At 58.9% G+C, this 18,714-nt stretch carries 16 protein-coding genes; 5 read left to right on the top strand and 11 right to left on the bottom strand.

Annotation, left to right across the window (positions count from 1 at the left end):
* Positions 1 to 7 precede the first annotated feature (7 nt).
* The 3 genes from KCQ76_RS03445 to KCQ76_RS03435 form a co-directional block, all read right to left on the bottom strand.
* A complete protein-coding gene (locus KCQ76_RS03445) occupies positions 8 to 1,486 on the bottom strand; it encodes a nucleobase:cation symporter-2 family protein (protein WP_231725337.1) in 1,479 nt (492 codons plus the stop codon).
* Between the two features lie 74 nt (positions 1,487 to 1,560).
* Positions 1,561 to 3,351, bottom strand: coding sequence for an acetyl/propionyl/methylcrotonyl-CoA carboxylase subunit alpha (locus tag KCQ76_RS03440; RefSeq protein WP_221914790.1), 1,791 nt, complete (start codon positions 3,349 to 3,351; stop codon positions 1,561 to 1,563).
* Between the two features lie 360 nt (positions 3,352 to 3,711).
* Positions 3,712 to 4,587 carry a sulfurtransferase gene (locus KCQ76_RS03435; RefSeq protein ID WP_046202671.1) on the bottom strand — a complete coding sequence of 292 codons (876 nt, stop codon included), beginning with the start codon at positions 4,585 to 4,587 and terminating at the stop codon, positions 3,712 to 3,714.
* 355 nt (positions 4,588 to 4,942) lie between these two features.
* Between KCQ76_RS03435 and KCQ76_RS03430 the strand changes: the two genes are divergently transcribed.
* A complete protein-coding gene (locus tag KCQ76_RS03430) occupies positions 4,943 to 6,007 on the top strand; it encodes a Cj0069 family protein (protein WP_046202670.1) in 1,065 nt (354 codons plus the stop codon).
* A gap of 109 nt (positions 6,008 to 6,116) precedes the next feature.
* On the opposite strand, the gene KCQ76_RS03425 is transcribed toward KCQ76_RS03430, so the two are convergent.
* From KCQ76_RS03425 to KCQ76_RS03390, 8 genes are all read right to left on the bottom strand, one after another.
* Entirely contained in the window at positions 6,117 to 6,755 is a 639-nt protein-coding gene (locus KCQ76_RS03425) for a hypothetical protein (RefSeq protein WP_046202669.1), read from the bottom strand.
* A 36-nt stretch (positions 6,756 to 6,791) separates the two neighbouring features.
* Entirely contained in the window at positions 6,792 to 7,259 is a 468-nt protein-coding gene (locus KCQ76_RS03420) for a DUF3151 domain-containing protein (RefSeq protein WP_046202668.1), read from the bottom strand.
* 93 nt (positions 7,260 to 7,352) lie between these two features.
* The gene (locus KCQ76_RS03415) at positions 7,353 to 8,000 is read right to left on the bottom strand and encodes a TetR/AcrR family transcriptional regulator (protein WP_197416784.1); all 648 of its coding nucleotides are present in this window, start codon (positions 7,998 to 8,000) and stop codon (positions 7,353 to 7,355) included.
* Complete coding sequence (locus KCQ76_RS03410; protein ID WP_046202667.1) at positions 7,997 to 9,781, bottom strand: ABC transporter ATP-binding protein; 1,785 nt, start codon at positions 9,779 to 9,781, stop codon at positions 7,997 to 7,999. Before KCQ76_RS03410 ends, KCQ76_RS03415 begins: the two co-directional genes overlap by 4 nt.
* Complete coding sequence (locus KCQ76_RS03405) at positions 9,778 to 11,631, bottom strand: ABC transporter ATP-binding protein (protein ID WP_046202666.1); 1,854 nt, start codon at positions 11,629 to 11,631, stop codon at positions 9,778 to 9,780. The genes KCQ76_RS03410 and KCQ76_RS03405 overlap by 4 nt, the downstream gene beginning before the upstream one ends.
* 223 nt (positions 11,632 to 11,854) lie before the next feature.
* Positions 11,855 to 12,511, bottom strand: a complete 657-nt coding sequence (locus tag KCQ76_RS03400; RefSeq protein WP_046202665.1) for a Maf family protein — start codon at positions 12,509 to 12,511, stop codon at positions 11,855 to 11,857.
* A gap of 39 nt (positions 12,512 to 12,550) precedes the next feature.
* The gene (locus KCQ76_RS03395; protein ID WP_052722167.1) at positions 12,551 to 12,838 is read right to left on the bottom strand and encodes an acyl-CoA carboxylase subunit epsilon; all 288 of its coding nucleotides are present in this window, start codon (positions 12,836 to 12,838) and stop codon (positions 12,551 to 12,553) included.
* A 117-nt stretch (positions 12,839 to 12,955) separates the two neighbouring features.
* Entirely contained in the window at positions 12,956 to 14,584 is a 1,629-nt protein-coding gene (locus tag KCQ76_RS03390; RefSeq protein ID WP_046202664.1) for an acyl-CoA carboxylase subunit beta, read from the bottom strand.
* A gap of 197 nt (positions 14,585 to 14,781) precedes the next feature.
* On the opposite strand from KCQ76_RS03390, the gene KCQ76_RS03385 reads away from it, so the two are divergent.
* The 4 genes from KCQ76_RS03385 (at position 14,782) to purE (ending at position 18,712) form a co-directional block, all read left to right on the top strand.
* Positions 14,782 to 15,933 carry a biotin--[acetyl-CoA-carboxylase] ligase gene (locus KCQ76_RS03385; RefSeq protein WP_052722168.1) on the top strand — a complete coding sequence of 384 codons (1,152 nt, stop codon included), beginning with the start codon at positions 14,782 to 14,784 and terminating at the stop codon, positions 15,931 to 15,933.
* Between the two features lie 189 nt (positions 15,934 to 16,122).
* Positions 16,123 to 16,743 carry a YdbT family protein gene (locus KCQ76_RS03380; RefSeq protein ID WP_046202663.1) on the top strand — a complete coding sequence of 207 codons (621 nt, stop codon included), beginning with the start codon at positions 16,123 to 16,125 and terminating at the stop codon, positions 16,741 to 16,743.
* Positions 16,744 to 16,763: 20 nt separating this feature from the next.
* On the top strand, positions 16,764 to 18,089 hold the full coding sequence (locus tag KCQ76_RS03375; protein WP_221914789.1) for a 5-(carboxyamino)imidazole ribonucleotide synthase: 1,326 nt from the start codon (positions 16,764 to 16,766) through the stop codon (positions 18,087 to 18,089).
* A 50-nt stretch (positions 18,090 to 18,139) separates the two neighbouring features.
* The gene (purE, locus tag KCQ76_RS03370; protein ID WP_257994307.1) at positions 18,140 to 18,712 is read left to right on the top strand and encodes a 5-(carboxyamino)imidazole ribonucleotide mutase; all 573 of its coding nucleotides are present in this window, start codon (positions 18,140 to 18,142) and stop codon (positions 18,710 to 18,712) included.
* Positions 18,713 to 18,714: the final 2 nt, after the last annotated feature.

Here is an 18,714-nt window from a genome sequence, read left to right as displayed (position 1 = left end):
CTATTTCTCAGGATAGCGCAGTGGGATTGTCTCCGAAGCCGTCATGGTCATCGTCCGCAAGACCGTACGACGACCCGCGAGGCGTGTCATGAGCCGTCGTCCCATCTTTGTGCGACGCGGGCGCCCGCGTACCGGTGTTAAACATTAGGTTCAGCACAATCGCAGCCACCGACCCGATGCAAATGCCGGACCCCAGGAACGTCTGCGCCCACGACGGCATCTGGGCAAACAACGTCGGCGACGTCGCCGGCAGCAGCGCCAGAGCCAGCGGAATGGCCACGACCAAAATGTTCGACGAGTTGAACCGCACCGTGGAGAGCGTCCTCACCCCCGACGCCGCCACCATCCCGAACAGCGCAATCCCAGCGCCACCCAGCACCGGTGCCGGAATCGCCGCCACGACCGACGCGGTCTTCGGGATCAAACCGAGCACGATCAGCATCCCGCCGGCGACCGACGTCACCCACCGCGACCGCACGCCGGTAATCGACAGCACGCCGATATTCTGCGCAAACGCCGTGTACTGGAACGTGTTGAAAACCCCGCCGAGCACGGTGGCAGCTCCGTCGGCACGTAGGCCGTCGGCAATTCTCTTGTCATCGATGCGGGATTCGGTGATTTCCCCGATGGCGACGATGTCACCGGTGGCCTCCACCATGGTGACCAGGGACACGATGCACATCGCGCCGATAGCCGAGGGGATGAATTCCGGCGTACCGAAGTAGAACGGTTGTGTGGCGCCGAACCAGTGTGATGAGGCGGTGGAATGCCAGTCCACCATGCCTTGAGGGATGCACGCCACCAGGCCTGAGAGCATTCCGACTAGCACGGAAATGCGGGCGAGCCACGCCGGCCCCCAGCGCTCAATGACGAGGATGAGCACCAGCACGAACGACGCGATCAGCAGGTTCTTCCCGGTGCCGAACTCGTGGGTGCCTTTCGCCTCGGAGCCACCACCAACCCACTCGGCGGCCACGGGCATGAGGGTTGACCCGATGATTAACAACACAGTGCCCGTAACCAGCGGCGGGAAGAGCTTCAATAGGCTAGAGAACAGTGGTGCGAAAATGATCATGAACAGACCGGAGGCGATCACCGATCCGTAAATGGCGGACACACCATAGTGCGACCCGATACTCACCATTGGGATTGCTGCAGAGAAGGTGCACCCTTGGATTAGGGGCAGGCGGACACCGAACCGCCATAGACCGACAGACTGCACGATTGTCGCGATACCAGCGACTAAAAGGTCGGCAGCAATTAAATGTGGAATGTCCGACGACGACATCCGGCCGGCATCAACTAACGCGTAGCCAACAAAAAGAGGCACAGCCACCGCACCCGCGTAGGCTGCCAACACGTGTTGGAAACCAAGAACGAGCGCTGTGACTGTGCCAGGCCAGGCGTCGACGGCGATTGCCTGGCCCGATGGGTTGGGGGAGTGGTTAGAATCCGAGCGTGATGTGGTGTTAGCAGGGGAGCTCACACACACTTAGGTTAGTCATGCACCGCTCGCCGACGTACATCACCTGCCAAGGTTCACTGCCCGACGCGCACCGCCTACTTGAGCTCCATCAGCGGATCTCCCTTGGAGACACCCTTGCCCTCTTCCACATCCAGTCCGGTGACCGTACCGGACTTCGTGGCCTTCACAGGGTTCTCCATCTTCATGGCCTCCAGGACGACGACGGTCTCGCCTTCCTGAACTTCCTGGCCTTCCTCAACATTGACCTTGATGATGGTGCCCTGCATCGGGGCCACAACGGCATCGCCCGACACGGCCTTGCCGCCATCACGACGCTTCTTTGACTTCTTCTTCTTAGCGCCACCATTGCCGCCACCCAGCGCCAGATCGCCCGGCAGCGCAACCTCAACCCGTCGGCCGTCGATCTCGACAACAACCTTCTGGGACGGGGTGGTGTCCTCATCCGCATCGGTGTCACCCGCGTACGGCTCGATCGGGTTGGTCTCCATCCACTCTTGCTCAATCCACTTTGTGTAGACGTCGAAGGAGGAGCCGTCGCCCACGAAGGCGGGGTTCTTCACGATGTGGCGGTCGAACGGAATAACCGTCGCCAAGCCTTCAACCTGGTACTCGTCTAGGGCACGGGCTGAGCGGGCAAGCGCCTGGTCGCGATCCTTACCCCACACGATGAGTTTGGCCAGCATGGAGTCGAACTGGCCACCAATGACTTCGCCCTCATTAATGCCGGAATCCATACGGACACCCGGGCCAGAAGGCTCAACGTACTTCGTGACCGTACCGGGAGCCGGCATGAAGTTGCTGCCCGGATCCTCACCATTAATACGGAACTCAATGGCGTGGCCATTCGGAATAGGATCTTCCTTGCGCGACAGTTCCTTACCCTCAGCGATGCGGAATTGCTCTTGGACAAGATCCCACCCGGTCACTTCCTCCGACACGGGGTGCTCCACCTGCAGACGGGTGTTGACCTCAAGGAAGGAAATCAGACCATCGTCGGCAACCATATATTCGACGGTGCCTGCGCCGTAGTACCCAGCCTCACGGCAAATATCCTTCGCCGACTGGTGCAAACGCTCATTCTGCTCATCGGTCAAGAAGGGGGCTGGGGCCTCCTCAACCAGCTTCTGGAAACGACGCTGCAACGAGCAGTCACGGGTAGAAACCACTACATAATTGCCATGCATGTCCGCCACGACCTGGCATTCCACGTGACGCGCCTTATCCAGGTACCGCTCGACGAAGCACTCCGACCGGCCGAACGCTGCCATGGACTCACGGACGGCCGAATCGTAGAGATCACGAACCTCATCCAGGTTGTGAGCGACCTTCATACCACGGCCACCACCACCAAACGCCGCCTTAATCGCAATTGGGAGCCCATGCTCCTTGGCGAACTCGACAACCTCGTCCGCGTCCTTGACGGGTTCCTCCGTCCCCGGAGCCATAGGAGCATTCGCCGCCAACGCAATGTGGCGAGCCGTCACCTTGTCGCCCAACTTCCGGATCGAATCAGGAGACGGGCCAATCCAGATCAACCCAGCATTTTCGACGGCCTCCGCGAAGTCACCGTTCTCGGACAAGAAGCCATAGCCGGGGTGGATCGCGTTCGCGCCCGACTTCTTCGCCGCGTCCAAAATCTTGTCGAAATTCAAGTACGAATCCGCAGATGTTTGGCCACCCAGGGCGAAGGCTTCGTCGGCAAGATGGACGAACGGTGCCTCGGCATCGGGCTCGGCATAGACCGCAACGCTGGGGATTCCAGCGTCCTTGGCGGCGCGGATCACACGCACCGCGATCTCACCACGGTTGGCGACGAGAACTTTAGTGATTTTTTTGGTCTCGATTGTCTTACTGTCGGCGGACACGAAACCCTCCTGTATTCGCTGTGCAACTCTCGGCTGGTGTGCATCAGTAGTCGGTCACGCGGGCAGGCCTGGGCTGGTTAACTATCGTCAACGCCCCATCATCAGGGATCAAGGGCGCTCACACTCCGGCCACGCGGGGATGAACTCGCTGTAATCGTGTCCAGATGCACATATTCAATGGACAGCTTCAATTGTGGCACAGTGGTGACGAAGAACTGTGAACTTTAGCGGCTGTATTGCCCTCATTGGGGGGAATGATGAGGAAATAGCCCGTAACTGCACCACGTTAAATGCAAAATAAGTTCACTATGAAAATCAATAAGGGGTAAATGTGGGGGTGGTAGACAGGTGTGGGCTACATCACAGCGGGCGGTCGCTACGCACGATCGGCATCCCGACCATATTTCCCCACTCGGCCCACGAGCCGTAATAGCTCTTCACATCATCCCAACCCAACAAATACCGCAACACGAACCACGTATGAGCACTGCGCTCACCCGTCACGCAATAGGTCACCGTAGGGTTCGACGAATCCAGCGCACCGAAAATCTCGCGCAATTCATCCGTGCTGCGGAAATTGCTATTCGGATACACCGTTGAGTCCCACGGGATGTTCACCGCGCCGGGAATATGGCCCGTCCGCAACGTCGACTTCGCCGTCGACGAGCCACCATCGGAGGTCCCGCCGCGGTATTCCTCGGGCGTACGGACGTCGATAAGCTGGGATGATTCGTAGGATTCGCGTAAGTCGCCAACTGAGATCAGCCCGGTGGTGCACACGTTGGGCACGGGGTAGGTGGACTCCGGGTTCTCTGGGACGGCGAATGTCGTTTCCCGCTCGGCCCTAATCCACGCATCACGGCCGCCGTTGAGCAGGCGGACATCCGGGTGCCCGTAGAGCGTGAAAACCCAGAACGCGAAGGCCGCCCACCAGTTGGAATGGTCGCCATAGATAACGACGGTGTCTTCCCGGCGGATCCCTTTCTCGCGCATTAACTGTGCAAACGCTTCGGGGGAAATGACGTTTCTGGTTATCGGATCGGATAGGTCTCGTCGCCAATCAATGCGAATGGCCGTGGGGATGTGGCCGAGATCGTAGAGCAAACTGTCTTCGTCCGATTCGACGACGCGAACGTCCGGGGTGCCCAGTTTTGCCCCCAACCATTGTGAGGTAACAACTTTTTCCGGGTGGGCGTAGTCCTGAAGTAAGGGGTGGGGGTCAAGTGGCGCGGCCATGGTTCCCAATCCTATAAGAAACATGGGGTGGGGGAAGGGGTCAGTGGGTAGCGATCCCTTCTGCGCAAGTAACAGCAGTGCAATATAACCGCACTCGGGGGTGAAAACGGGTGGTGTTATTTCCCACAGCTCAATATCCAGCGTGACCAGGGGAGGTCTATTAGTGTTTTAGCTGGTACATCCATTAATTCAGGGCTTGTGCAGTAGGGATTAGAGGACTCTGAAGATGGTAGTGACCTGCACCCGCACCACATGGGGGTGCGAGACGTAGACAGCGCTTACCCTATATCCCACAGTGGAGAGCCGGATTTACGTCGATAACACCAACCGACGGCAATACCGAGGAGAATAGCCAGTGCAGAAGAACATCGTTGTGTTCGAAGTTGAAGGCGGAAACGACAAGGGACCCGATGGTCACCGTAAAGACACGATGCCCATCGTTAACGCAATTAAAGCTCACGACGGCTGGGATTCAGAGGTCATCTACTACGACAACACCAAGGCCGACGAAATCTTTGAGAAGGTATCCAAGTCCTCAGGCGGCTACATTTCTCGCGTGAACCCCGGCAACATTCCCGGTGGTGAAAAGGGCTACTTCGAGTTGCTCACCCGTTTGAGCGACGCTGGCCTCGTCGGCATGTCGAGCCCCGAAAAGATGATGGACTACGGCGCGAAAGATGCGCTGGTGAAGCTCAACGACACGTCGCTGGTGCCCTCGGACACGGCAGCGTACTACGACGTCGAGAGCTTCCACGAGACCTTCCCGAAGTCGCTCTCCTACGGCGAGCGCGTGCTCAAGCAGAACCGCGGATCCACGGGTTCCGGCATCTGGCGTGTTCGCATCGAGGACAAGGAACTCGCTGACTCCGTTGAGCCGGGCACCGCTCTTCCGCTCGACACCATGCTGGTCTGCACGGAAGCCGTCGACAACCACACCGAGCACAAGAAGCTCGGCGAGTTCATGGACTTCTGTGACCAGTACATCGTCGGCGATAACGGCATGCTCGTGGACATGCGCTTCATGCCCCGCATCGTGGAAGGTGAAATCCGCATCCTCCTCGTCGGCGACAAGCCGGTCTTCGTTGTTCACAAGAAGCCAGCCGCCGGTGGTGAAAACTTCTCGGCCACCCTGTTCTCTGGCGCGCAGTACACCTACGACAAGCCGGAAGAGTGGCAGGACCTGATCGACGAATTCGCCGCTGTCCGCCCTGTTATTGCCGACAAGCTGGGTGGCGACGGCAACGTGCCGCTGATCTGGACCGCTGACTTCATGCTTGACGACGGGGAGAACGGCGAGGACACCTACGTCCTGGGCGAGATCAACTGCTCGTGCGTGGGCTTCACCTCTGAGCTGGACATGGGCATCCAGGAAATGGTTGCCGACGAAGCAATCCGCCGCGTTGAGGAAGCCAACGCCTAAGAGCTCTGTCTGGTTGTTATAACCCGGTTGTTATAACAATCTGCCCCCATCGATCTGTGATCGGTGGGGGTAATTGGTGTGTGGCGTTTGTATGGCGCTTTATGCGCCGTTATTCCAGTGTTGTTGTGTGGCGGGCCTGACGACGACCTTTGCGACGTAACCACCACACGCGTACGGCGCCGAAAATGGATAGGACGACGACGAGGGCGATGTTGCCAAAGACGTCAAGGATGATGACGCCGATGCCACTTTGGCCGGTCGGGTCCTGGTACGCGAGGTAAATGAACGGGATGGCGAACCCGGCGTAAATTCCCGCCGCAGCGGTGTACGCACCCGTGTAGACGCGCGGCGTGAGGCAGGACAGTGCCGACGCGGATACCACCAACAGAATCATGAAGGCAACGATTTGATACGGCGCGGTGTTTGTCGGGGGAGGCCACGTCGGCATTGTTGTCGGTGACCAGGTTAAACACACACCGGCAGAGATGAGGGATGCCACGATGGACCAGAAGAAAATGGTGAACTCACGTGTTGCGGGGACGCCATTAGGGGCTCTATCTGCCTCAGCGTTTTCTGCTGGTCCGCGTGCTACATCCTCTGCCGCCTGGGCGCCGCTGTGGGTATCCGGTGCTCCGCGTCTGTGAGCCGATCGACCCGCTGTTTCAATCCGATAGGTTGCGCGGATGATGACGTACCACACCATCAGCGGAAGTCCGAAGAAGAATAAGACACCTAGTAGAACTGACATCGGCTGTCACTCCTTATGTCGTCTATTCTGCGCGGATTAGTTAGCGCCGAGCTGATCGTCGATCAGCGCAGAGACACATGATGGGTCAGAGTCCTCGAGGAGTTTCCGGCAGCGGTCGTATTCGTTATCTTCCCCTATAGCTCGCGCAGCAAGGGCCAGAGCAGCAATGGCGCGGAGAACCCCACGGTTCGGCTCATGCGACCACGGCACCGAACCCCATCCTTTCCACCCATTCGCACGCAAAGCGTCAAGGCCACGGTGATAACCGGTCCGCGCATACGCGTAGGCGGCAACGGCCGCGCGGCGGTGATCGTCGGAACTGTGAGCAGCGGTCATGTCGATGGAACGCAATGCATCTTCGGCAAGCTCTGCCCATGCGAGTGAACTTGTGGGCACAGCGACGACGACGTCGTTGAGGTTCTTTCCTTCGTCGATCAACGCTTTCGCGGGATCGGCGGGTAGTTCGACGGGTGCGGGGGCTAGGAAATCACGGTGCTCACTCATAAGCCCAGTTTAAATGCGCCTACATAACAATGCTAGGGACTGGATTGCCTGCCCTTCGCGCAACCTTCGACGCGCCCGCGGCCCCGTCGTCGGCTAACTAGCTTCAGGCTCGCTATTCCCCGGGCCGATTCCGTGCTCAATACCGGCAATGATGAATTCCACTTTGCTGTCCAGAAAACCTGTTCCCGGCATGTCCTTCATACCAAAGACATCGTCGTTGTTGTCGGCCGAGGTGGTGTACCGGTCAAGCGGGGTTTCTCCAGCGTCGTCGGTTGTTGTGAAGGACCGCATCTGAATAAATGTTGTGATGGTGATGTCACCAATGAAGTCCACGGCGAACGATGCGCACAGGAATCCGCCGGGAATATTGAGGCGAACAAGCCGGTCAATGAGCCTCCTGAAGCCAGGCAGAACACCGATAATCGCCTCGGGTTTGGTCATAATGACCGTGGGTGCCTCGGGGTAACGCGAAAACAGGTCCCACGATCGCGAGCTAAACAGCCTCAGCGCGTCCTGCCATGTCGTGGCCACGGCCGGGTCATTAATGTGCTCGGCAAGCTTTTGCATCGCCGCTGCTTGTAGCTCGTCCCGCGAGGAAAACATGCGGTACAGCGCCGGAGGTTTAATTCCGAGTTTGTCGGCAACACCCCGGAGACTGAAAGTAGCGACGCCTTCCTCGAGCGCGGCTTGTACAGCCTGTTCCTTATCGAAGACGGGTTTGCGACCGGGCCCGGGACTCAAATTAATGACCATCCTTGTGCTGCTTCGCGGGCACTCCATAGATGTTGATACATGCCACTCGATGCAATGAGTTCATCGTGGGTGCCGACCTGCACAACGTTACCATCCTCACCGAGCACGACGATCTTGTCAGCATTGCGGATCGTGTTGAGCTTATGCGCAATAACCAGCACCGTTGAGCGATCACGAAGGTCATTGATGGCCTGCTCGATGTGCGCCTCATTATCGGGGTCCAACGCCGACGTCGCCTCATCGAAGAGCACGATCGGCGCCCGTTTGAGCAGAGCACGGGCGATGGAAACGCGTTGACGCTCGCCACCAGAGAGGCGGTTTCCGCCTTCACCCACGGTGGAGTGCCACCCGCCGGGGAGCCGTTCTGCGATTTCATGGACGCCGGCGAGGCCTCCGGCGTGGTACACGTCGTCCTCGGTGGCATCGTCGTTCCCGACTTTGATGTTCTCGAACAGGGTGGTGTCGTAAAGATAAACATCCTGGAACACCATGGCAATCTGCTCCATCAGCTGCTCAGTGGGCTGGTCCTTGACATCGACGCCACCGACGCTGACGCTGCCCGAGTCGACATCCCAGAAGCGGGCTATGAGGCGGAAGAGCGTGGTCTTTCCGCTTCCCGAGGGGCCGACGATCGCCGTGAGTCCGTGTTGAGGTGCAGTGAAGGAGACGTCGTGAATGACGGGGTTGCCGCTGTGGTACCCGAACGTGGCTGACTTCATCGCCACTGTGCCCGGTTCGGGGAGGGACACACGCTCGGCGGGCGTCGGTAATTCGGGTGCGGACATGATCTCGTCGACCTGCCCAATGGGTTGACGCGCAACTTCAATGGCCAGCGTATTGCCGACGATTTCCTCAAGGATTTTGGAGAACCGGAGCGACACACCAATGAACGCCACCGTTGCAATGGGGGTCAACGTGCCGCTTGTGCCCAACACCACGGCCACGATAATGAGCGCCACGGTGATAGCTTGCGCGCCGATCCCTGAGATCACATTGCCGGCCAGGCTCACCCACAGGTCTTTAGCATGGCTGCGGTAGTTGTCCGACCGTGCGCGGTCGAGCGGCTCATACGATTGTGCCCGCCCGGAGGCACGAAGCGACGGCTGCGTGTGCGCGAATTCCACCACGCGGCTGGCGAAGTCGATTTCGGTCGGAATAGTCATCCGTTCCCCGGCCCGTTTCAGAGCGCGGGTCGCCGTCGTTAATAAAAGTATGACCGGAATGGCGATCAAGAAGACGAGCCCAAGTTGCCATGCCCAGAACCAGGCCAGGATGGTCATCACAATCATGGTGGTCAAGCCGCGAACGAGTGGGCCGAGGAAGTGCGCCGCGCCCTCACCGATCTGCATGAGGGACTGAGTGAGGAGGATGGATAACCGCGACGACACCGTGCGGTCGAACCAGCCCAGTGGTAGCCGGGCTACTTTATTGCCGACGTTAATAGTGCAATGGCGCAGCAGGTCCATGGCCGCCATATACCCGGTTGTTTGTTGGGCGTAGGTCATGATGGCACCGGCGACCGCGAGAACAACGAGCACCAGGATCCATTGTGGCCATGTGAGCCCCATGGAGGTGCCGCCATTGCTGTAGGCGGTGATGGCGGGGATTACCGCGAAGATGCCCACGCCTTCGATAATGCCGAGGACGACGGCGAACCACAGGCTGCGGATAAACCTTCTGTAGCCCTCGGCGGTGAGGATGTGCCGGAAGTCTTTGATGAGAAGGAGGTTACGTGCCCACGCAAGGGTGGATTGAGATTCAGAGCTCATTGTGCGACTCCTTGTGTGAGGTGCTTCCAGAAGGGTTGCTCGGCCAGTTCATCGGCGGTGCCTTGGGCGACGATGCGGCCGTGCTCCATGACGCAAATATGGTCAGCACCGGCGACGGATTCTGCATGGTGTCCGATGGCGAGGACCGTCCGGCCGCGTGCAAGTTGGGCGAGCGCGCGTTGGATGTCCGCCTCACAATCCGGGTCGGTGGCGGTGGTGGCTTCATCGAGGACCAGGACGGGGGCGTCGGCAAGGAGAGCGCGGGCGATGGCTAGCCGTTGCTTCTGGCCGCCGGAGAAGTCCGTTTGCCCGCCGAGGGTGGTATCAAAACCGTGGGGGAGCGCTTCGATGTCATCGAGAATATTGGCCTGACGTGCGGCTTCGCGTATCGCTTCGTCGGACGCGTCGGGGCGAGGTAGGGAGATGATGTCCCGGATCGGGAGGTCCTGCAAGTAGGGGTTTTGCAGGACGAATGACACTGTGGAATAGAGTTTCCGTTCGGTTAACTCTGTTAACGGTGTGCCGCCGATGGTGATTGTTCCGGAATCGGGATCACGGAAGCGGGCGAGCATTGTTGCGAGAGTCGATTTTCCGGAACCCGATGGTCCGACGAGGGCAGTCACCGTGTTGGGGCGAAGCCGGAGATTGATATCGCGCAGGGCGTCGACTTTGCCGTCGGCAGTGGAGTAGGCAAAGGACACGTCGGAGAAAACGATGTCCTGGTTGCCGTTCGTGCCGCTGGCCTGAATGCCAGCGCTGGATGAAGCATTGTCCTCGGGATTGCGCTCCTCGGGATAAGGAATCTGTTCCGTATCCAGCACTCCCTTGAGACGGAGCGCTGCATTGCCTGCCTGCTGATATGCCCACGCAGTCGATCCCAGAACCTCAATCGTCCGAGGGAGAATCAGCGCGATCAGCGAGCAGGTGAGAACCTCGGGGACTGTGACCCATCCGGTGCTCGCCATCAGCAGCCCGAATCCCACGTTGATGGCCATGAGCGTCGAGACCGAGATGAACGAAAGCGACAGAGCCGAGGCACGGATGAGCGGCCCGCACCATTCCCAGTAGAAGGAGGCAAAGTCCTTGCATGCCTGAGTAAATCGGGCATGCGTTTCTCCGGTTCGTCCGAAGTTCTTGACGACGTAGATGCCCTCGGTCAGTTCGACTGCGGCGGAGGAAATATCGCCCAGTTTGTCGTCCATTTCGGCGGTTTTGGTGCCCATGCCTCGCATGGTGAGCGCTTGCAGCGCGCCGTAAATGGGGAACGTGGCGATGGAGAGGAGACCAAGCCTCCAGTCGACGATGAACGCGTACGCCAGAAGAACTAGTGGCCCGGCGACCGCGGCAGTTTGTTCCACGGGGGCGTGGGCGATGAGCGTATGCACTTGTTTGACGTCGTCGTTAATTGCTTTGCGCACTTTGCCGGTTGAGGTGTCGCTGAACCACGATAAGGGCGCCCGCGCCAGGGTTTTCACCATGTCGCTTTGGATCCTGTCGCGCAACCGCAAATCAGCGAAGTGCGAAATAGCCAGCGCAAGCGTGTACAAGAACGCCTGCGTCAGGAAGGCGTAGACAAGGATGATGGCGCTGCGTTTGATGTCGTCATGGCTACCGTCGTTAAGAAGAAGATCACCGATGTGGGTGAGTGCGACATAGGGGGCAACGGCGACGATGCACGATGCGAAAGCCAGGATCCTGCACACTAGCAGCCGGCTCTGAACTGGCTTAATGAGCTGTTTGAGTGCGGCTTGGCTGGCTTTCCTTTTGTCCGAGTAACTCTCGGCGTCAACCGTTGGTGCCGATTGTGGCGATGTTGATGGTGTGGATTTGTTAGCGGTAACTGAAGTCATTGTTTTCTCCTTGGTGACGGATTACCGCGCGCGGGTTCGTGGATCCGCATGTATGCCTCTGCGTGATTGCGTCCACATGTGTTAGCCCTAACTACATTATAAAAAATTAAAGCAATTAATAAATATAGGGCAGGTGGGCCGGGGTGTCAATAAGGTTTTATTTGATATTTCTCACCCGCCGAGCCGACGTAACCACCGGGTGTGATTCCCAGTGATGGCGGGCTTAATTCGCGTGCTCAGAGCGGTTCCAGAACTCAGAAACCTCGTAACCGAAGTTGTATAGCGCCTCCCGCACAAGGGGGAGTGAGAGACCGATGACGGACGACGGATCCCCCTCGATGCGGTCGATGAACCACCCGCCCATGGCCTCCAGTGTGAACGCACCGGCACAGTTCAAGGGCTCTCCGGAATTTGCGTACGCGCGGATATCGGCGTCGGAAGCATGTGCATAATGCACTGTCGTGGAGGCCGCGCGCACGAAGGTGTCCTCATCTGTCGCCGTGGTGTCAAGGTTGATAATGCAGTGCCCGGTAATGAGTCGCGCAGTTTTCCCGCGCTGGTTAGTCCAGCGACGGATTGTTTCCTCGACGGTGTGGGGTTTGCCTTGAAGTTCGCCATCCAGGTACAGCATCGAATCGGCACCAATAACCACCCGGGGCGTGAGATTATCGCCTTCGGGGTGGACCGATGTGAGGTGTCTCGACGCAATAGCCGTGGCTTTTGCGTGGGCGAGGGCGCAGACTTGGTCCTCGGGGGATTTGTCGCGCACAGTGCGCAAAATGGCGACCTCGTCGACCTCGGGCGGTTCGATGGCTGGCTCGACGCCAGCAGAGCGGAGGACGGATAACCGCGAGGGGGAGGAGGACGCCAGAATGATCATGGTCCCATTAAAACACGCGGAACAATGAGATCAGCGGGCTTAGTAGAACCTCAGGTTGGGGAAGCTACCGGCATTCGACGTGTGCGTGTTCGTGAACTTCTCGTCGAAGCGTCCCCAGTTGTTCAGTGTCTCGGGTTCGCCGTCGTCGCCCGCATTAGCTGACATACCTGCAAACAAAGCCGTCAGGGCTGCCACTTGAGGCGCGGTGGGATTTCCCTTGATCACTTTGAGGAACACAGGCTTCTTCTCGGTCGCTGTTCCGTCACCGGGTGCGCCCGTGTCGCTAGCGCTGGTTGTGGTGTCGTCCACGTGTGAGCCGTCAGACATGTAAACTCCATTTCTCGCTGTTTCTCCCGTGGAGGCCGTCGTCGTTAATAGTCGTCGTTAATAACGGTTGCTAACGACGGAGGGGCGGGGAAGGTGGTCGCCCCTCGGCCACGTTGGTTACAGCGGAATGTTTCCGTGCTTCTTTGCTGGGACGTTCTCCACCTTGCGGTCCAGCAGGCGCAAGCCTTCGATGATCTGGCCGCGAGTTTCGCTAGGCGGAATAACGGCGTCGACGAACCCGCGTTCGGCCGCAACATAGGGGTTGACCAGGGTATCTTCGTACTCCTGCTCATAGGACTTCTGCAGGGCAGCAACGTCCTTGCCTTCTTTAGCCGCTTTCTTCAGTTCCTTGCGGTAGACGAATCCGACGGCGCCGGCAGCACCCATCACGGCAATCTGGGCGGTGGGCCATGCGAGCGAAATATCCGCGCCCATGTCCTTGGAGCCCATGACGCAGTACGCTCCGCCGTAGCCCTTACGCGTGATTACCGTGATCTTCGGGACGGTGGCCTCTGCGTAGGCGTACAGCAACTTAGCACCACGACGGATAATGCCGTCGAACTCTTGGTTAGTGCCGGGAAGGAACCCCGGAACGTCGACAAGCTCAATGATCGGAATGTTGAACGCGTCACAGGTACGGACAAATCGCGCAGCCTTCTCAGAGGCCTTAATGTCCAAACACCCTGCGTATTGCATGGGTTGATTGGCGACGAAACCGACGGCACGTCCCTCGACCCGGCCAAAACCGATGATGACGTTTTCGGCGTAGCCTTCCTGGATCTCCAGGAACTCCTCGTCGTCGGAGATGTGGGTGATGACATCTTTCATGTCATACGGCTGGTTGGGGGAGTCTGGGATGATCGTGTCCAGTTCACGGTCCGCGTCGGTGATGTTGTCCTCGATGGAGCCTTCGAATGGATCGGCAGGGACACGAGGCGTTTCGGCCCGGTTATTTTGTGGCAGGTAGCTGATGAGCTCTTGCACGAAGTCCAGGGCGTCTTCGTCATTTTCCGCGGTGTAGTGGGATGTACCCGAGGAACTCATGTGGGTTGAAGCACCACCGAGTTCCTCCTGGGTGATTTCCTCACCGGTCACGGTCTTGATGACGTCCGGGCCGGTAATGAACATCTTGGAGGTCTTATTCACCATGATGATGAAGTCAGTCAGCGCTGGCGAGTATACGTGGCCACCTGCGCACGCACCCATAATCAGGGAGATCTGCGGGATAACGCCCGATGCGCGGGTGTTGCGGAAGAAGATCTTGGAGTACAGGCCCAGGGACACAACGCCCTCTTGAATACGGGCACCAGCACCTTCATTGATGCCGATCAGCGGCACCCCGGTCTTAATGGCCAAGTCCATGATCTTGACGATTTTTTCGCCGTACACTTCGCCGAGCGCACCACCGAAAATGGCGACGTCTTGCGAGAACACACAGACCTTGCGGCCATCGATCGTTCCGTAGCCCGTGACAACACCGTCGGTGAGAGGGCGTTTAGCGTCGAGCCCGAAGTTCGTGGACCGGTGTCTGGCCAGGGAATCAACTTCGACGAAGGAACCGTCGTCAAGGAGATATTCGATGCGCTCGCGGGCGGAAAGCTTGCCCCGGTCGTGAATCTTGTCGATGGACGCTTGGCCCATAGGCATCTGAGTCTCTGCGAGACGCGACCGTAGATCGGCCAACTTGCCGGCGGTGGTGTGGATGTCTTGTGCGGTTGTATCCGCGGTGAGTGTGGCGGCTGTCATGTGCTTAAGTCTAGGCCCAAATACCAACAGGAACGGACTGAAACGTCTGCAATTCCCCCGGATGAGCCCCCCCATAAAGAGGGAAAGTGGCGGAAAGAGGCATGTGGTGCTGGTGTGAGCTCTCGACGGTTGCTGGGCGACCTCACTGCGTCATTAATACTTATGGTTCTCAATCCTTATGGTGAAGAATAAGAAACATGACTCACGACGATAAGCACAGGAATAACGACGACACAGGCGACGACCGACGGGACGCGCAGGGCGCGGGTGGCGATCCGTCTGCGAAGGGTGCGCAGGTTCCGCCGGGGAAGTGGTCCGACGGTGGCGATCCGTCGGCGAAGGGGGCACAAGTTCCGCCCGGTAAATGGTCGGGTGAGGGTGATGCATCCGCGAAGGGGGCACAAGTTCCTCCCGGTACGTGGTCCGGTGCGGGTAATGCGTCGGCGAAAGGTGCGCAAGTGCCCCCAGGAAAGTGGTCTGAGGGTTCGCAAGGAAGCTCCGGCGAGCAAGACAACCGCACCGACACAACGTCGCCAAATGATAATGAAAGTGAAAATGCGGGGGTAAGGCCACCGTTAGATCACGAGCGTGTGGTGAAGGCTCTGCGCGAACAGGGGTGGAACGATGTCGCGATCGTTGAGTCAACGGGATCGACCAACACTGATCTTCATGCGGCGGCCAGGACGCTCCCGGATCTCTCTGTTCTGATTGCGGAAGAACAGGTGTCCGGACGCGGTCGTTTGGGGCGAGCCTGGAGCGCGCCGCGGCACAGCCAGGTCACGTTGAGTGTGCTGCTCCGCCCGGAAGTGCCACCGACAAAACTCGGATTGCTCCCACTTCTGACTGGGGTGGCGGTGGCCGATACGGTTCGCTCGTATGGCATTGATGCCCGCGTGAAGTGGCCGAACGACATTTTGGTGCGCGGGGACAAGATGTGCGGAATCCTCGCCGAAGCGGTCAGTATGTCTGATAATCCCACGGTGGTCGTCGGGTTCGGGCTCAATATTGATCTCACGAAGGCGGAACTACCCATTGATAAGGCAACCTCGTTTGCCCTGGAAGGCAAGCATGTCGATCGGACAGAGGTCACCATCGCCGTCCTGGGCTCACTGCTTGAGAGGCAGCGGCAATGGCGGAATGCGGGCGGATCGGCATCGTCGTTTATCGACGATTACAAGTCGGTGTCGGCAACTTTGAACGAGTCGGTTAGCGCCGGTTTGCCCGATGGCGGAAAACTGACCGGCACGGCGGTGGATATTAGCGACGCGGGTGAATTGCTCATTCGCGATGCTCGGGGGCAAATTCACACCGTGGCGGCCGGCGATATTACGCATCTGCGCTACTCATGAGCCTGTGTCCACGAGGCCGTGTTCCGTCGCCCACTATGATGTTACAGGAGATAACACTGGGATACTGACGTTAATCATGTGACAATTGGTAAAACTGGTAGTTTGTCGACGATCACGTCGAGAACGACATACGCCAAAAACCAATGCACGTCGCGAAGGGACTCACGCTGAGAAGGGAGGTGCCTCACTGTGGCCATCCGAAGCCATGCGTACCGACCGACGGATGACCTCGATGAACGCGATGGCCGCAGAGGTTACGGAGGCTCCGACCTGTGGAGCCAGGATTACGGTGGCGAGCCCCTCGATGACGATTCGTTGGAACCGCTCCCACCCTTCAACGGCGGCTTCCCCGAATACCGCATCGCGGACGATGAAAGAGTTCTCGTTGACGTCCATTCCAAACGAGGTACCCTCGTCTTCCCTGTCCTGGAGACCATCCTCATCAGCGGAATCATGTGGGGAATCATCGGCATGATCGATGGCGCCGCCGGCCCTTTCGTCGATGGTGGCTTCGGCGGACTGCGCCAGTTCCTCCTCATAGCGTGGGTCGTCGCCATGGCCTGGTTCTTCGCCCGCCCGGTGATGAAGTGGTGGCGCAATCGCCTCGTCGTCACGAACTATCGCGTCGTCGCTAGGTTCGCTAAAGACGATATCGTTGATATCCCATTAGACCAGGTCACCGGGCTGCATCGTCGTCGATCAACCCTTATTTTCGACGTCTACCGAATGCCCCCCTTGATGGTCCCGAATGTTGCAAAAGTACGCAGAGTAAAACGCGTGACCACCAGACGCCTGCGCCACCGCTGGTAGCGGCCCCTATACTTAACCGGGTGAGTGCTAGATCGGAAGATACCGTAGACAAGGCAGATCAAGATAAGGCAGATCGGGTCGCGTCGGACTCGCATATCGAAGGCCAGCCCACGATCGCTGTCGTCGGCGACGGGCAATTGGCTCGCATGATGCAGCCTGCCGCGGCGGAATTAGGGCAGTCCTTGCGGTTGCTCGCCTCAGATACCTCAGCGTCCGCCGCCCAGATCATTCCCGACGTGGTCATTGGTGATTACACGAATCTCGACGACTTGCATCGCGTGGCATCGGGGGCGACCGCTGTCACTTTCGATCACGAGCACGTACCCCCGGAGCATTTGCGAACATTGCAATCCGAAGGGGTGAATGTGGAGCCGGGCCCCGACGCGCTGCTTTACGCCCAGGACAAGCTGGCCCAGCGGAAGAAACTCCGGGAGATGGGGCTCCCCGTGCCTCCCTTCATGGCGATGGAGTCGGTCGACGACGCGCGCCAGTTCTGGCATGTCATGGACGGGGAAGTGTGCATCAAAGCCTGCCGCGGCGGGTACGACGGACACGGCGTCTGGTTCCCCGAATCCGAAGACGAGTGCGCGGACCTCGTCGCTACCCTCCTTGATGACGGCACCCCGGTCATGGCCGAGCGCAAAGTTCACTTGGTTCGCGAGCTATCCGCGATGATTGCGCGGACACCATCAGGAGAAACCGCGTTATGGCCCGTCGTCGAATCTGTACAAAAAGATGGCATTTGTTGGCTGGCTATCGTTCCCGCGCCGGGGTTGAAGCCCTCTCTTCACGACGAAGCACAACGAATCGCTACGCGCATTGCGACAGAACTCGGCGTGACCGGCGTGATGGCCGTCGAACTTTTCGAGACGACAGATGTGGACGGCGATCCGGCCGTGGTGGTTAACGAACTGGCGATGCGACCGCACAACACCGGCCATTGGACGCAGGACGGGTGCGTGACCAGCCAATTTGAGCAGCATGTGCGGGCGGTGGCGGACATGCCACTCGGTAGCACCGCGATGACTGCTGAGTGCACGGTGATGGCCAATGTACTGGGTGGAGACGAGGATCCGGATATGGCCTGGTCAGAGCGCATGGTTCATGTGTGGAAGCGGTTCCCGGAAGCAAAAATCCATTTCTATGGCAAAGGGTTCCGGCCTGGGCGGAAGATAGGGCATGTGAACATCTCGGCATCATTGGGGTCGGATTCCGGGGACTCGTCTAGCTCAGCTGGCTCTTTCGGTGAGCAGTCGAATGCTGTGTCTCCCGATGATGTGAGAAAGAAGGCCCAGGAAGCTGCCTATTTCTTGGTTCACGGGCGCTGGCCGGAGACTGCCGACTAGGTTCGGCGCAACTAGGCAATAAAAGTTCCGGGCAAGAGAGGACAATTGACATGAGTGACAACAGTGGATACACGGATTCGGCGAGCGCCGGGCAGGTCAGCACTGATTCGCAGCCCAACGGTCCCAAGGTGGGCCTCATCATGGGGTCGGATTCAGACTGGCCAATAATGAAGCCGGCCGCCGATATTCTTCAGGAGTTCGGGATCCCCTTCGAGGTCGGCGTGGTCTCCGCGCACCGAACCCCACAACGCATGCTTGATTACGCACGTCAGGCCCACAAGCGGGGCATTTCGTGCATCATCGCGGGCGCCGGTGGGGCAGCGCATTTGCCCGGCATGGTGGCCGCAGCGACGCCGCTCCCAGTCATCGGAGTTCCCCGTCCCCTGGACAATTTGGAAGGCATTGATTCGCTCCTCTCCATCGTCCAGATGCCCAGCGGTGTTCCCGTCGCCACGGTCAGCGTTGGTGGCGCTAAAAATGCGGGCCTCCTGGCCGTGCGAATTCTGTCGGCAGGGGATCCGTCGTTAATCACGAAAATGGTGAAGTACCAGGAAGATATGGAGACCAGCGTCCTGAAGAAGGACCTTGCGCTCCGCCAGAAGCTCATGTCTGACGCCGAGTGAGC

The sequence above is a fragment of the Corynebacterium parakroppenstedtii genome (genome assembly GCF_019754935.1).
Lineage (GTDB): Bacteria > Actinomycetota > Actinomycetes > Mycobacteriales > Mycobacteriaceae > Corynebacterium > Corynebacterium parakroppenstedtii.
This window is presented reverse-complemented; position numbering and strand designations above follow the sequence as displayed.

Bases quoted from the DNA above. Each gene is read 5' to 3' on its own strand.
- KCQ76_RS03395 (WP_052722167.1), bottom strand. From the start codon at position 12,838: ATGTCTGACGGCTCACACGTGGACGACACCACAACCAGCGCTAGCGAC.
- KCQ76_RS03420 (WP_046202668.1), bottom strand. From the start codon at position 7,259: ATGAGTGAGCACCGTGATTTCCTAGCCCCCGCACCCGTCGAACTACCC.
- KCQ76_RS03390 (WP_046202664.1), bottom strand. From the start codon at position 14,584: ATGACAGCCGCCACACTCACCGCGGATACAACCGCACAAGACATCCAC.
- KCQ76_RS03385 (WP_052722168.1), top strand. From the start codon at position 14,782: ATGACTCACGACGATAAGCACAGGAATAACGACGACACAGGCGACGAC.
- purE (WP_257994307.1), top strand. From the start codon at position 18,140: ATGAGTGACAACAGTGGATACACGGATTCGGCGAGCGCCGGGCAGGTC.
- KCQ76_RS03435 (WP_046202671.1), bottom strand. From the start codon at position 4,587: ATGGCCGCGCCACTTGACCCCCACCCCTTACTTCAGGACTACGCCCAC.
- KCQ76_RS03410 (WP_046202667.1), bottom strand. From the start codon at position 9,781: ATGAGCTCTGAATCTCAATCCACCCTTGCGTGGGCACGTAACCTCCTT.
- KCQ76_RS03405 (WP_046202666.1), bottom strand. From the start codon at position 11,631: ATGACTTCAGTTACCGCTAACAAATCCACACCATCAACATCGCCACAA.
- KCQ76_RS03425 (WP_046202669.1), bottom strand. From the start codon at position 6,755: ATGTCAGTTCTACTAGGTGTCTTATTCTTCTTCGGACTTCCGCTGATG.
- KCQ76_RS03400 (WP_046202665.1), bottom strand. From the start codon at position 12,511: ATGATCATTCTGGCGTCCTCCTCCCCCTCGCGGTTATCCGTCCTCCGC.